Genomic DNA, 12,933 nt, shown 5'->3' with positions numbered 1-12,933 from the left:
TTGTTTAAGCTTATTCTTTTTAAAAATTATAAGTCGTTTCATCACCATTAATTTAAAACCTACTAAAACCAATAAACAACATGAAACACATTGCCATTATTATGGGTGGTTACTCTAGCGAGTATGAAATTTCACTTAAAAGTGGAAACGTAGTTTATAACAATCTTGATCAATCAAAATACAAAGGATATCGAGTTCATATTTTTACTGAAAAATGGGTTTATGTAGATGATAACGACAATGAATTTCCAATTGATAAAAATGATTTCTCAGTAACCGTAAATGGTTCTAAAATAACTTTCGATGCAGTATTCAATGCTATTCATGGAACACCAGGTGAAGATGGTTTAATGCAGGCATATTTTGAATTATTAAACCTTCCGCAAACTTCTTGTAATTATTATCAAGCAGCATTGACCTTTAATAAACGTGATTTACTTTCGGTTTTAAAACCATATGGAATCAAATCGGCTACCTCGTATTATTTGAATCAAGGTGATGAGATTAATGAAGAGGAAATTTTAGAAAAAGTAGGTTTACCTTGTTTTGTTAAGCCAAACAAATCAGGTTCTAGTTTTGGGATTTCGAAAGTAAAAACTAAAGACGAATTAGCTATTGCTATTGTCAATGCTTATAAGGAAGACAACGAAATCATTATTGAAAGCTTTCTTGACGGAACAGAAGTTTCTGTTGGAGTAATTAATTACAAAGGCAAGGTAACGGTTTTACCAATTACTGAAATCGTTTCAGAGAATGATTTCTTTGACTACGAAGCAAAATATTTAGGAAAATCTCAAGAAATAACCCCAGCAAGAATTTCTGAAGAAATTGCCAATAAAGTAAGAGTAGTTGCTAAGAAATCTTATGAAATATTAAAAATGACTGGTTTCTCACGAAGTGAATTTATTTTAGTTAATGGCGAACCATTTATGCTAGAAATGAATACCATTCCAGGTTTGACAACCGAAAGTTTAATTCCGCAGCAAGCACGTGAAGCAGGAATTTCATTAGAAGAATTATTTACCAATGCTATTGAGTTAGCTTTAAAGAAGTAAAAGATGAACAGAAAAGCAGTTTTTCCAGGATCGTTTGACCCAATTACATTGGGACATTTTGATATTATACAAAGAGGCGTTTCGCTTTTTGATGAAGTAATTGTTGCTATTGGTATTAATGCGGATAAAAAATATATGTTTTCTCTTGATGAGCGAAAACATTTTATTGAAGATGCTTTTAAGGATGAACCTAAAGTAAAAGTGATTACTTATGAAGGTTTAACCATTGATTTATGCCGAAAACTTGACGCGCAATTTATACTTCGTGGTTTGCGTAACCCAGCCGACTTTGAATTTGAAAAAGCCATTGCACATACCAACCGTAAATTATCCAAAATAGAAACTGTGTTTCTTCTAACTGCTTCCAGAACATCTTATATCAGTTCAAGCATTGTTCGCGATGTGATTAGAAATAACGGCGATTATACTGTGTTAGTTCCAGATTCGGTTAGGGTAAAAAAGCATAAATAATGAAGTACGTTTTTCTGCTTTTTTTTCTTTTTAGTATTTCATTTGCTCAAAAAAACTCCCATCCTACTTTCTTTGAAAAAGGAAATGGTAATCAAACGGCCAACTATCAAGAGATTTTAGATTTTTATGAAAAACTCGATTTAGAATTTGAAACTATTCAAGGACTCAATTTTGGTTTTACTGATAGTGGCGAACCTTTACGAGTATATATTTTCAATGCGGATAAACGTTTTGATTATGATTTCAAACCCGAGAAAGCCTTCGTATTAATCAACAACGGAATTCATGCAGGTGAACCTGATGGAATTGATGCTACTATGCAATTGTTTCGTGATTTAGCATACAAAAAGATTAAAGTTCCCAAAAATGTAGTCATCATCACAATTCCTGTTTATAATATTGGCGGTTTACTGAATAGAAATTCCACTTCACGTGTCAATCAAAATGGTCCTGAAGAATATGGCTTTCGTGGAAATGCGCGCAATTTTGACTTAAATCGCGATTTTATAAAAGCTGACACCAAAAACACCATGGCTTTTGCACAAACTTTTCATGCTTTTTTCAGTCCTGATATTTTTATCGACAATCATGTAAGTAATGGTGCCGATTATCAATACAAGCTTACCTACATCATGACTGAACCTAAACGATTAGGAAATGTTTTGGGTAATTTTGTAAAAACCGAAATGACACCTGCAATTGTTAATGATTTAAAAGATAAAAAAGTAGAAAGCACGCCTTATGTAAACGTTTGGAGTGGAACACCAGCCGATGGTTTTGCTCAATTTAGCGATACACCGCGATACGCAACGGGTTATACTTCATTATTTAATACAATTGGATATGTTGTAGAAACGCACATGCTCAAACCGTATAACGAGCGTGTAAAAGTAACTTATGATTTTATGGTTTCTACTATTGAATATGCCGATAAAAATTGGGAGAAAATAAAAAACTTACGCATTCAAAATAAAGAGCAATACGAAGCAAATAACTACTATCCTATTCAATGGAAAATTGATAGCAGCAATGTGGAAAAGATAACGTTTCTAGGATTTGATGGCAGTTATAAAAAGAGTGATGTTACTACAGGTAAACGTTTGTTTTATGACAGAAGCAAACCTTATTCTAAACTGATTAACTTTTATGGCACCTATAAACCAACGAAAGAAATTAAAATCCCTTTAGCCTATGTTATTCCACAAGGACAATGGAAAATAATTGATTTGCTAAAACATAATAAAATTGAATACTCTAGATTACATCAAGATACATTGATTGATGTTGAAAGTTATAAAATTGTGGATTATAACACTGCAAAAAATGCTTATGAAGGTCATTATCCGCATAGCAATACAAAAGTTGCTTCAACGAATAAAACTGTAGCATTCAATAAAGGCGATTATTTGATAAAAACCGACCAATTGGGAGTAAAATATTTGCTAGAAACTTTAGAACCAGAAGCTATTGATAGTTTCTTTAACTGGAACTTCTTTGATACCATTTTGCAACAAAAAGAAGGTTATTCGGCTTATGTTTTTGAAGATTTGGCTAACGAATATTTAAATGAACATCCAGAACTGCGAGCTCAATTGGAACAAAAAATAAAAGAAGATAAAGCTTTTGCTGATAATCCTGATGCGCAATTAGATTGGGTTTACAAAAACTCAATTTATTACGAAAAAGCTCATTTACAGTATCCTATCTATCGTATTGTAAAGTAAAATATCATAACATATTTTCCTCTACAAATAGCAATTTGATGTTTTCATAGGAGTTATTCATGGCTTCTTTTATTTCCTCCTGATTTAACCAAACAGCTTTTTTAATGCCTTCCTCCTTTTGCGGATTGGTTTTTCCTTTGAAGTTGGTTTTCATCTCAAACCAATGGGTAACTTTCAATTTATACTTGCCATTGCGCTGAAAAACATGGTAGGTTTTTTGAAGTTTCTTGGTAACAATCAATCCGTTTACGCCTGTTTCCTCTTCTACTTCACGCATGGCGGTTTCTTGCATTTTTTCGCCTTTGTCTTTTCCTCCTTTAGGCAAATCCCATTTACCATTGCGTTTTATGAATAAAACTTCACCTTTTTGATTGTAAACTAATCCGCCACCAGCTTTTACAACTGGTATTTTTTCTTTAAGTTTTTTAAGAATGGCTTTTTCATCAGGAAAATATAAATTCGCTTTCTGAATTTTATTTTGATACATCTTGATGATGAGTTGTTCAATATCAACACTTTCCAGTAGGAATAGCTGAAAATCGGTTTCTTTCTCTACCTTATTAGTTAAAAAAAGTGGTTTATCGTTGACAAAAACTTTATACATTTGTAACTATGATTTTTAATAAAGATACAGCCGAAAAAACAGCCGAATTGCTTTTACAAATAAATGCAATTAAATTGAATCCAAAAAATCCTTTTACATGGGCTTCTGGATGGAAATCGCCAATTTATTGTGATAACCGTCTAATTCTCTCATTTCCAGCGATTCGAAATTTTGTTCGCGAGGAATTTTCGAAGCATATTGAAAAAGAATTTGGAAAACCCGATGTTATTGCTGGTGTTGCAACTGGCGCTATTGGAATTGGCATGCTTGTTGCCGAATACATGGGGTTACCTTTTGTATATGTTAGACCAGAACCTAAGAAACACGGTAGACAAAACCAAGTAGAAGGCTTTTTACAAAGTGGTCAAAATGTGGTTGTGGTTGAAGATTTAATCAGTACTGGAAACAGCAGTTTGATGGCAGTAGAAGCTTTGAAAGAAGCTGGTGCACACGTAAAAGGAATGGTTGCTATTTTTACTTATGGGTTTGATGTGTCAAAAGATAACTTTAAGAAAGCCAATGTTGACCTGAATACGCTTTGCGATTATGGTAACTTGCTTGAACTGGCTGTTGCCAAAAATTATATAACCGAAAAAGAATTAAAAACCTTGAAAGAATGGCAAGTTAGCCCTTCAACCTGGAATCAATAATAATTAAAAAAGAATGAATTTAGAAAGCCCAAAAGTTACCGTAGAACAATCATCACAACATTTATTTGATGCTTTGTCTGACGTTAAAAATTTCGAAAAACTAATGCCCGATAACATTGCTAAATTTGAAGTATTGGGTGATGATATCTTTAACTTCGGATTAAAAGGAATGCCAGAAATAAAACTGCGCATGAAAGACAAAACTCCTACCAGCAAAGTAGTGTTGGCAGCAGCAAGCGATAAACTTCCTTTTACGTTAACGGCAAATATTGAAACTCTTAGCGAAAAATCGAGTACTGTTCAATTGCAATTTGAAGGCGAATTCAACCCAATGATGGCCATGATGATCAAAGGTCCAATCTCAAAATTTATTGAAACTTTAGCACAAAACATGCATAAACTATAATTGTTTACTCCATAAACTACTATACTTATTACTAATCCTTACTCATCAATCACGAGTAAGGATTTTTTACATATAGGTACTTTTCCAATGCCTACGCCTTCCTAACAATTCATGTGCCTTACCTTCCAACTCATGTGTAACCCTTTCCAACTCATGTGTCACCCTTTCCAACTCATGCGTCTTGCTTTCCAACTCATGTGTCATCCTTTCCAACTCGTGTATGATGCCTTCCAACTCATGCGTCTGCCTTTCCAACACATGTCAGCAGCGTTCCAACGCATGTAACTTGTCTTCCAACGAACAAGAGAAGCGTTCCAACGCACGGAAGCAGCATTCCAACTCATGTACGTTCCTTTCCAACGCATGTATGTACAATTCCAGCAAATTGAGCAAAATAAATTCTTAATTTAAAAAAAGAAAAAACCTATTTTTATAAAATTAGATTTTATATTTTCGTTATTCATCTATAAAATTCATTTTATGAAACTATTTAAAAGTCTTTTGCTTTTATTACTATTGGCTACCTCTTTCTCTTTTAGTCAAAGTTTAGAATTTGAAAAGCCAAATTATAATGATATAAAGTCTAACATCAACAATAAGGATTCTCAACTCTATTATCCTAAACTTATTCAACGTTTGGTTCAAAATGACACTTTAATTTCTGAAGAAGAATACAAGCACATCTATTATGGTTATGTCTTTCATAAAGAATATAGCCCATACATGAGGTCTCCAAATGAAGATAAAATCAAGAAATATTTTCAGGAGGAAAATCTAAGCGCTAAAGATGTAAAAAAGTGCATCGATTTATTAAAAAAAGCACTAAAGGAATATCCTTTGGATTTTAGATACCTGGGGTTCCTATCGTATCTCTATCACTTAGATGGTGATGATGTATCATCCAAAAAAGTAGCCTTAAATCTTAATGGTTTGATGGATACTATTCTTAGTACTGGTGATGGTTTAACTTGCGAAACAGCTTTTCATGTAATCTCTGTGAGCCATGAGTACGCCTTATTAAATAGATTTGATTTGGAAAGCAAATCACAATCTCTAATTAATAATTGTGATTATTTAGCCTTCGAAAAAGGAAGATATAAAGTGGATGGTTTATATTTTGATATTAGTAAATTAACCGAGAGTTTTATGAGTTCATTTGGTGAGAAGTAGTTTTATAGTCAACTTTAAAACTGACAACTGAGTTTCGATAAAAATTTTATATTTCCTTAATATCATTACAGACTTTGAAACGTTTTAATAATTTATCTATGAAAATAAAGGTTTTTATTTTTACTCTACTCTTACTCTATCAGTTTTCTTTTTCTCAAAAAGACTTTAAACTAGATATAGATTGTTTTTTGTTGGGAATGTTTGATGATTATAATGGACGAGAAATTCCTCTAAAACATCCTTTTGAATCAACAAGAATTAATTCTTTTTATTGCACAGAAAAAAAACTGAAAATAATATTTGTTGATTCCATTAAAAACAACTATTCCCTAAGTGATCTAGAAGTAAAATACAATACTGTTTATTCAAAATCACTTTCAAAACGACTAAATAAATATTATAATATCAACAAGGACAAAGATGGTGGATTTATAATCGACGATATTGATTATAGTAGTTATATAATGAAATTAAAAAGAAGTTCTTTTTTATCAAACAAAAAGAAAGTTTCATTTATACTTGGAGCTTTTCTTAGATATGGTAAAATTAAAAATGATAGATTTGAAATAGATATGGCAAACTCATTATCCCACTTTGATATACTAGTTTGGTCAATGAAAGAGTTAGGATTTAAATATAAAGATGAAATTCCTTGCCCAAAATGTATTCCAGTTGGTCAAATTGTAAACTTTGAACCAACAGAAGATTACATCAAACTGTTTAAAAACATTAAACCTTTTGAATTGGATGAAAGCGATTGTAATGAAAAAGGTTTATAACTATTAAATAAACTTAAGAATACTTTACAATTTTACCTAAAGAAATAAATACTTCTCTACCTCACAGTCTCCAATCGCTTATCGATAATTCGTTCCATATAATCCTGAATGAACGCTATGCAACGTTGCCCAATGACATCCATTTCAGGAGTTTTTTGCTTGATAAGATTATGCTCTAGGTTTTTATCGTCTTTGCTGTAGTAACCCACTATCTTTTTACCATCGAAAGTACAAACATAATCGCCACTCATATACTGAAACACATTAGCCGAATACTTAACTACAAATGGCGGCACTTGTTTTTCATTAATCAAACTTCTACCCCAACTTCTGAAAGGCTTTTGATAACCCATCATGTCAAGCAACGTTGGATAAATATCAATTTGCTGTGCCCAATCATTGTTTACACCTACATACTTTTCATTAGGCGAATAGAATAAAATTGGCACCGTGTTTTTGTTCAACTCTTTGCGGTATTCATCGTAAGCAATAGTATTTCCGTGGTCAGCAACCATTACAAAAATAGTGTTCTTAAACCAAGACTCTTTCTCTGCCGATTTAAAAAATTGTTTCAAAGCATAATCCGTATAACCTATACATTGATTGATGTTTACTTTTCCTTTTGGAAACTTACCTTCATACCTTTCAGGAATTCTATAAGGTTCATGCGACGAAACCGAGAACATTGTAGCCATAAAAGGCTGTTTTTTCTTGGTCAATTCTTTATTGAAAAACTGAAAGAAAGGCTCATCCCAAATTCCCCAAACACCGTCAAAATCGGCATCGTTGTTGTATTCCGTTTTTCCGTAATAATGGTCATACCCAAGGATGTTTCCAAAACCTAAAAATCCCATAGAACCATTTGGCGCGCCATGAAAAAACGAAGTATCATAACCTTCACTTTTTAGCGTAGAAACCAATGATTCTATCTTTTGCTTAGGATAAGGCGATGAAGTAAACGCATCTTTAAACGAAGGTATTCCAGCAATAACCGATGAAACTCCATGTATCGATTTCCAGCCATTTGCATAAGCATTCGTAAAAATCAAACTGTGTTGCGCTAACGAATCAACAAAAGGTGTGTAACCTTCATAATTGGGAATCGTAGTGTTTTTGTTGAAAGCTCCGTTATATTCACGAGCAAAACTCTCTAAAATAAATATTACAACATTTGGTTTGGTTTCCGGATTATTAGCATAGTGTTTTATCGGTACCAACAAACTATCTACTTCATTTTTTGAAAGTAAATCTATTTTCTTAAACGAATTTGTGCTCCACGTTCTGATGATAGCAAAAGGTGTGTTAAGAACCAAGTCGGCTTGCGCAGCATTAGTAACAAAACGACTGGCATCAAGCAAATTTATTGGTCGTGTGCTTTTTCTGAAATCGCCACGAATTCCACCAATACACAAGGTTACTATAATCAAAAAAACAGCAATACTGGCACCAAAATATTTTGGATTACTAACAGGTTTATCTTCTTTAATCTTGTATCGTTTATACAGAATAACCCAAAGGATTGCTGTTATAAAAAACAACAAAAATACATGCCAATAATTAATCAGAAAATTAAAAAACAACAATCCTTTATTTTGCTCATTTTCAAGCGTATCAAGCGATGCTCTTGTACTTCTGCTAAAAGTATATCGATAGTAAATAAAATCGATAAAATTAGTAGCATAAGCTAATAAATTGGTTGCAAAATAAAGGTAAAAAAGAAACTTCTGAAACCCTTTTTTGGCATTAATTTTTAAAGGAAGAATAGACAATAAAATAAACAACCCGTTAGTATAAATAATGCTTGTGGTATCAAAAGCAATTCCGTGATAACATAAGGCAAAAAAATCAGAAGCGGTATCTACTTTTAATAATTTGGCATTATAGAGAAAAAATAAAATTCGGACGATACTATAAAAACCATACGCTAATAAAACTCTATAAACTAAAGCTTTATATTCATTAATACGTGGAAATTTGTGCATTCTTTTTATTATTTTCTGATTGCAAAACTACATATTTCGAGAGTAATTTTAGTATAATTTAAATTAATATTGTGATTAATTGCAATAATCCTTAATTTGCATAAAATTTGATTAAATGATTGCCATCAAGCGCCTTTTTGACTTTCCGTATTATCAGTTAGAAAAAAATAATATGCCGGAATGTCTAGTGACCAAACAAAATGGTCAATGGATTAAAACCTCTACACAAGAATATATAGACAAAGCCAATGCTATTTCAAGAGCATGGTTAAGATTGGGCGTTCAAAAAAATGATAAAATAGCTATCATATCGTCTAATAACAGAACCGAATGGCATATAATGGATGTTGGTGTGCTTCAGGTTGGAGCGCAAAACGTCCCTATTTATCCAACCATTTCCGAAGACGATTATGAATACATACTAAACCACAGCGAGGCTAAATATTGTATCGTTTCCGACGAAGAAGTATTAAGAAAACTAAACATCGTTCGCAAGAATCTAACCCATTTGAAAGAAGTCTATTCGTTAAACGAAATAAACGGTTGTAAAAACTGGAAAGAACTTCTTGAATTGGGAAAAGACAACAGCAATCAACCAGATGTAGAAGAAAGAAAAGAGAATGTAAAACCAGAAGAACTGGCTACAATCATTTACACATCGGGTACTACAGGTAGACCAAAAGGAGTAATGTTATCACACAACAATATTGTTTCAAATGTCTTGGATAGCGCCGAACGAATTCCGTTTGACGAAGGAAAAAGCATTGCTTTAAGTTTCTTGCCTATTTGTCACATTTATGAGCGAATGGTAACTTACATCTATCAATACTATAGTGTTTCAATCTATTTTGGTGAATCCATTGAAAAGATTGGCGACAATGTAAAAGAAGTTCGTCCAACAGTAATGACTGGCGTACCACGACTTACCGAAAAAGTATATGAAAAGATTATTGCCAAAGGTTCAGAACTAACAGGGATAAAAAGAAAACTATTCTTTTGGGCTGTAGAATTAGGTGCACAATACGAACCTTACGGTGCTAATGGTTGGTGGTATGAGTTCCAATTAAAAATTGCACGCAAACTTATTTTCAAAAAATGGAAAGAAGGTTTAGGCGGAAGATTGGATTTGATTGTCAACGGAAGTGCTGCCATGCAACATCGCTTATTGCGAATATTTGCAGCTGCTGAAATTTACATCATGGAAGGCTACGGATTAACAGAAACTTCTCCCGTTATTTCGGTGAACGATATGCGCAATCATGGTTTTAAAATTGGAACCACTGGTCGTATCATTCAAAACGTAGAAGTAAAAATTGCCGAAGACGGCGAAATCCTTTGCAAAGGACCAAACGTAATGATGGGTTACTATAAAGATGAAAAACTTACTAACGAAGCTATTGTTGATGGTTATTTCCATACGGGTGATATCGGAGAAGTTGATAAAGACGGTTTCTTAAAAATAACAGACCGCAAAAAAGAAATGTTCAAAACTTCTGGCGGAAAATACATTGCACCACAGCTATTAGAAAACGCCATGAAACAATCTCGTTTTGTAGAACAAATTATGGTTATTGGTGATGGCGAAAAAATGCCTGCTGCATTTATTCAGCCAAACTTTGCTTTTGTAAAAGAATGGGCAAAACTTCATAATACAAATGTTGGAGAAACCAATGCAGAAATAAGTTCAAATCCCGAAGTAAAAGAGCGCATCGAACAGGAAGTTGAAGCTATCAATAAAAAGTTTGGTCATTGGGAACAAATTAAAAAAATCGAGCTTACACCAGATGTTTGGTCGGTTGAAGGCGGACATCTAACTCCTACTATGAAACTGAAACGTAAAGTAGTCAAAGAACTCTACAAAGATTTATACCAAAGGATTTATCCTAACTCTTAACCAAAAAAGCACCATAAATAAGGTGCTTTTTTTGTAATTCTTATAATTATATAATTATTAAAAAAATTGATGTAACACAATTTATGGAGGTCAGCTCTAAATTTGTATTATTAATAATCTAAAAATATAAAGTTATGAAAAAATTAATTTTTGCATTTTTTGCTGTAACAGGTTTATTAGTATTTAATTCCTGTAGTAATGATTCAAGCTCAGCAAGTGCCAGATCTTATCCTTTTAAAGTTAGAATGACGGATGCACCAGCAGCTTATGATGAAGTAAACATTGATTTGCAAGCTGTGGAAGTTACTGGAGGCGATGGAGAAACTGTAGTTTTAAATACCACTGCCGGAGTTTATAACTTACTTGACTTCTCAAATGGTATCAATACTATAATCGCAACTAGTGTTTTAACCGATTCTAGAGTTAATCAAATCAGATTGATTTTAGGTCCTAATAACAGTATTACTGTTGATGGTGTAAACTATCCTTTGAGCACGCCAAGTGCGGAGCAAAGCGGTTTAAAACTATTAGTTAATCAAACACTTACTGCTGATATTGAAAATGAAATCTTATTAGATTTTGATGCTTATCAATCTGTAATAGAAACTGGTAACGGAACCTATAAATTAAAACCTGTTATACGTACAATTACAACTGCCGTTTCAGGAAATATTAGTGGTACAGTATCCGTTTTAGGAATTGCAGCTTCAGTAACTGCTACTTCTATGGCTGGTGTAGAATATTCAAGCGGTGTTAATGACATGGGAGAATTTAAAATTACTGGGTTGCCAGCTGGTAGTTATACTTTAACCATAACTCCTGAGCTACCATACGCACCTGTTATTCAAACAGATGTAGTAGTACAAGCAGGTGCAACGACAGAAGTTGGAACTATTTTGCTGCTTTAGAAAACAGTTTTATATAAGATTACAAAGCAAGTTCATTTCTCGATGAACTTGCTTTTTTTATTTACTATTGAAGGTTCGATAATTAAAACACTCCTTTCGGACATTTTTTAATGCCATTTGTCCCAACTTATTTTTAATTAGCTTAAATTTAGATTTATTTTGATTGTGTCAAGTCTAATTTAAATCTAATAAATTATGAAATTAAACATCACCTATTTCCTTTTTGTACTATCTCTTTTCTTTTTAAGTTGTGGTGACAATTCAAAAAAAGAAATCGCTACAGAAAATAATTCAGATAGCGTCAAAGAAAACTACCTTTCTTTTGCTAACCGAGACGACCAAAAAACAGGAGGAATAAAAATGATTCCTATTGAAACACCAGTCGGAAAATTTAATGTTTGGACCAAAACCGTCGGTAACAACCCAACTATTAAAATACTACTCCTTCACGGCGGACCAGGTGGAACTCATGAATTCTTCGAAAACTTTGACGGCTATTTTCCTCAGGAAAGCATTGAGTACATTTATTATGATCAATTAGGTTCGTATTACAGTGATCAACCTACTGATAAAAAACTTTGGACAATAGACCGTTTTGTGGAAGAAGTAGAACAAGTGCGCAAAGCTTTAAAATTAGACAATACTAACTTCTATCTATTAGGACAATCTTGGGGCGGAATTCTGGCAATGGAATACGCCTTTAAATATCAACAAAATCTAAAAGGATTAATCATTTCCAACATGATGTCAAGCGCTCAGGAATACAACAAGTATGCAGAAGAAGTTCTCGGGCCTAAATTAGACCCGGAAGTATTTAAACAAATAAAAGAGTTCGAAAAGAACAAAGATTACCATAACCCAAAATACATGGAGTTATTGATGAATCATTACTACACCGAACATATCGTAAACATGCCAATCGACCAATGGCCTGAATCTATAAATCGAGCTTTCAAACATCTAAATCCCGAAGTATATATCTATATGCAAGGACCAAGCGAATTTGGAATTACCGGAGATGCTACTTTAAAAGATTGGGATGTTAGAGAAAAACTCAAAACAATAACAGTTCCAACACTGGTTGTTGGTGCAAAAAACGACACTATGGATCCAAAACACATGGAATGGATGTCTAAGCAAGTTAAAAACGGAAGTTTTGTCCTTTGCAATGGTGGTCATTGCGCCCAATACGATGATCCAAATAATTTCTTCCCTGGAGTGATTCAATTTTTAAAAGATGTTGACCAAGGAAAAATCAAACAATAGTTAAAATAATTGCATTTACGTTAT

Annotated in this window: 13 protein-coding genes; 10 read left to right on the top strand and 3 right to left on the bottom strand. The window is 33.0% G+C overall.

The window, feature by feature from the left end; genetic code table 11:
• Positions 1 to 80: 80 nt before the first annotated feature.
• From RN605_RS01710 to RN605_RS01700, 3 genes are read left to right on the top strand one after another with little or no spacing between them, the layout of a single operon-like run.
• Entirely contained in the window at positions 81 to 1,055 is a 975-nt protein-coding gene (locus tag RN605_RS01710; RefSeq protein ID WP_313321684.1) for a D-alanine--D-alanine ligase, read from the top strand.
• A gap of 3 nt (positions 1,056 to 1,058) precedes the next feature.
• A complete protein-coding gene (gene coaD, locus RN605_RS01705) occupies positions 1,059 to 1,526 on the top strand; it encodes a pantetheine-phosphate adenylyltransferase (protein WP_313321683.1) in 468 nt (155 codons plus the stop codon).
• Entirely contained in the window at positions 1,526 to 3,250 is a 1,725-nt protein-coding gene (locus RN605_RS01700) for a M14 family zinc carboxypeptidase (RefSeq protein WP_313321682.1), read from the top strand. Before coaD ends, RN605_RS01700 begins: the two co-directional genes overlap by 1 nt.
• A 4-nt stretch (positions 3,251 to 3,254) precedes the next feature.
• On the opposite strand, the gene RN605_RS01695 is transcribed toward RN605_RS01700, so the two are convergent.
• Positions 3,255 to 3,854, bottom strand: a complete 600-nt coding sequence (locus RN605_RS01695; protein WP_313321681.1) for an NUDIX hydrolase — start codon at positions 3,852 to 3,854, stop codon at positions 3,255 to 3,257.
• Positions 3,855 to 3,862: 8 nt separating this feature from the next.
• Here RN605_RS01695 and pyrE point away from each other — a divergent pair, with 8 nt between their 5' ends.
• Positions 3,863 to 4,504: an orotate phosphoribosyltransferase gene (gene pyrE, locus RN605_RS01690; RefSeq protein WP_313321680.1), complete on the top strand. Its 642-nt coding sequence runs from the start codon at positions 3,863 to 3,865 to the stop codon at positions 4,502 to 4,504.
• Positions 4,505 to 4,517: 13 nt separating this feature from the next.
• The gene (locus tag RN605_RS01685; protein ID WP_313321679.1) at positions 4,518 to 4,910 is read left to right on the top strand and encodes an SRPBCC family protein; all 393 of its coding nucleotides are present in this window, start codon (positions 4,518 to 4,520) and stop codon (positions 4,908 to 4,910) included.
• Positions 4,911 to 5,110: 200 nt separating this feature from the next.
• Here the strand turns inward: RN605_RS01685 and RN605_RS01680 are convergent, their stop codons facing one another.
• Positions 5,111 to 5,275: a hypothetical protein gene (locus tag RN605_RS01680; RefSeq protein ID WP_313321678.1), complete on the bottom strand. Its 165-nt coding sequence runs from the start codon at positions 5,273 to 5,275 to the stop codon at positions 5,111 to 5,113.
• Between the two features lie 115 nt (positions 5,276 to 5,390).
• Here RN605_RS01680 and RN605_RS01675 point away from each other — a divergent pair, with 115 nt between their 5' ends.
• Both RN605_RS01675 and RN605_RS01670 read left to right on the top strand, forming a co-directional pair.
• The gene (locus RN605_RS01675) at positions 5,391 to 6,080 is read left to right on the top strand and encodes a DUF4919 domain-containing protein (RefSeq protein WP_313321677.1); all 690 of its coding nucleotides are present in this window, start codon (positions 5,391 to 5,393) and stop codon (positions 6,078 to 6,080) included.
• Between the two features lie 98 nt (positions 6,081 to 6,178).
• On the top strand, positions 6,179 to 6,859 hold the full coding sequence (locus tag RN605_RS01670; protein WP_313321676.1) for a hypothetical protein: 681 nt from the start codon (positions 6,179 to 6,181) through the stop codon (positions 6,857 to 6,859).
• A 56-nt stretch (positions 6,860 to 6,915) separates the two neighbouring features.
• Here the strand turns inward: RN605_RS01670 and RN605_RS01665 are convergent, their stop codons facing one another.
• Positions 6,916 to 8,841 (bottom strand): LTA synthase family protein, encoded by a 1,926-nt coding sequence (locus RN605_RS01665; RefSeq protein WP_313321675.1) that lies wholly within the window; start codon positions 8,839 to 8,841, stop codon positions 6,916 to 6,918.
• Between the two features lie 115 nt (positions 8,842 to 8,956).
• Here RN605_RS01665 and RN605_RS01660 point away from each other — a divergent pair, with 115 nt between their 5' ends.
• The 3 genes from RN605_RS01660 (at position 8,957) to RN605_RS01650 (ending at position 12,909) form a co-directional block, all read left to right on the top strand.
• Entirely contained in the window at positions 8,957 to 10,735 is a 1,779-nt protein-coding gene (locus RN605_RS01660; protein ID WP_313321674.1) for an AMP-dependent synthetase/ligase, read from the top strand.
• Between the two features lie 134 nt (positions 10,736 to 10,869).
• Positions 10,870 to 11,643, top strand: a complete 774-nt coding sequence (locus tag RN605_RS01655) for a DUF4382 domain-containing protein (protein ID WP_313321673.1) — start codon at positions 10,870 to 10,872, stop codon at positions 11,641 to 11,643.
• Between the two features lie 195 nt (positions 11,644 to 11,838).
• On the top strand, positions 11,839 to 12,909 hold the full coding sequence (locus RN605_RS01650; protein ID WP_313321672.1) for a proline iminopeptidase-family hydrolase: 1,071 nt from the start codon (positions 11,839 to 11,841) through the stop codon (positions 12,907 to 12,909).
• The last annotated feature ends 24 nt before the right edge of the window (positions 12,910 to 12,933 follow it).

Source organism: Flavobacterium sp. PMTSA4 (genome assembly GCF_032098525.1).
In the GTDB taxonomy this organism is placed as follows: Bacteria; Bacteroidota; Bacteroidia; order Flavobacteriales; family Flavobacteriaceae; genus Flavobacterium; species Flavobacterium capsici.
The sequence above is the reverse complement of the archived record's forward strand: the minus strand, read 5'-3'. Positions and strand labels throughout refer to the sequence as shown.

Coding starts and splice junctions, on each gene's coding strand:
- RN605_RS01710 (WP_313321684.1), top strand. CDS start 81: ATGAAACACATTGCCATTATTATGGGTGGTTACTCTAGCGAGTATGAA.
- RN605_RS01650 (WP_313321672.1), top strand. CDS start 11,839: ATGAAATTAAACATCACCTATTTCCTTTTTGTACTATCTCTTTTCTTT.
- pyrE (WP_313321680.1), top strand. CDS start 3,863: ATGATTTTTAATAAAGATACAGCCGAAAAAACAGCCGAATTGCTTTTA.
- RN605_RS01680 (WP_313321678.1), bottom strand. CDS start 5,275: ATGCGTTGGAAAGGAACGTACATGAGTTGGAATGCTGCTTCCGTGCGT.
- RN605_RS01685 (WP_313321679.1), top strand. CDS start 4,518: ATGAATTTAGAAAGCCCAAAAGTTACCGTAGAACAATCATCACAACAT.
- RN605_RS01700 (WP_313321682.1), top strand. CDS start 1,526: ATGAAGTACGTTTTTCTGCTTTTTTTTCTTTTTAGTATTTCATTTGCT.
- RN605_RS01655 (WP_313321673.1), top strand. CDS start 10,870: ATGAAAAAATTAATTTTTGCATTTTTTGCTGTAACAGGTTTATTAGTA.
- RN605_RS01675 (WP_313321677.1), top strand. CDS start 5,391: ATGAAACTATTTAAAAGTCTTTTGCTTTTATTACTATTGGCTACCTCT.
- RN605_RS01670 (WP_313321676.1), top strand. CDS start 6,179: ATGAAAATAAAGGTTTTTATTTTTACTCTACTCTTACTCTATCAGTTT.
- RN605_RS01695 (WP_313321681.1), bottom strand. CDS start 3,854: ATGTATAAAGTTTTTGTCAACGATAAACCACTTTTTTTAACTAATAAG.
- coaD (WP_313321683.1), top strand. CDS start 1,059: ATGAACAGAAAAGCAGTTTTTCCAGGATCGTTTGACCCAATTACATTG.
- RN605_RS01660 (WP_313321674.1), top strand. CDS start 8,957: ATGATTGCCATCAAGCGCCTTTTTGACTTTCCGTATTATCAGTTAGAA.
- RN605_RS01665 (WP_313321675.1), bottom strand. CDS start 8,841: ATGCACAAATTTCCACGTATTAATGAATATAAAGCTTTAGTTTATAGA.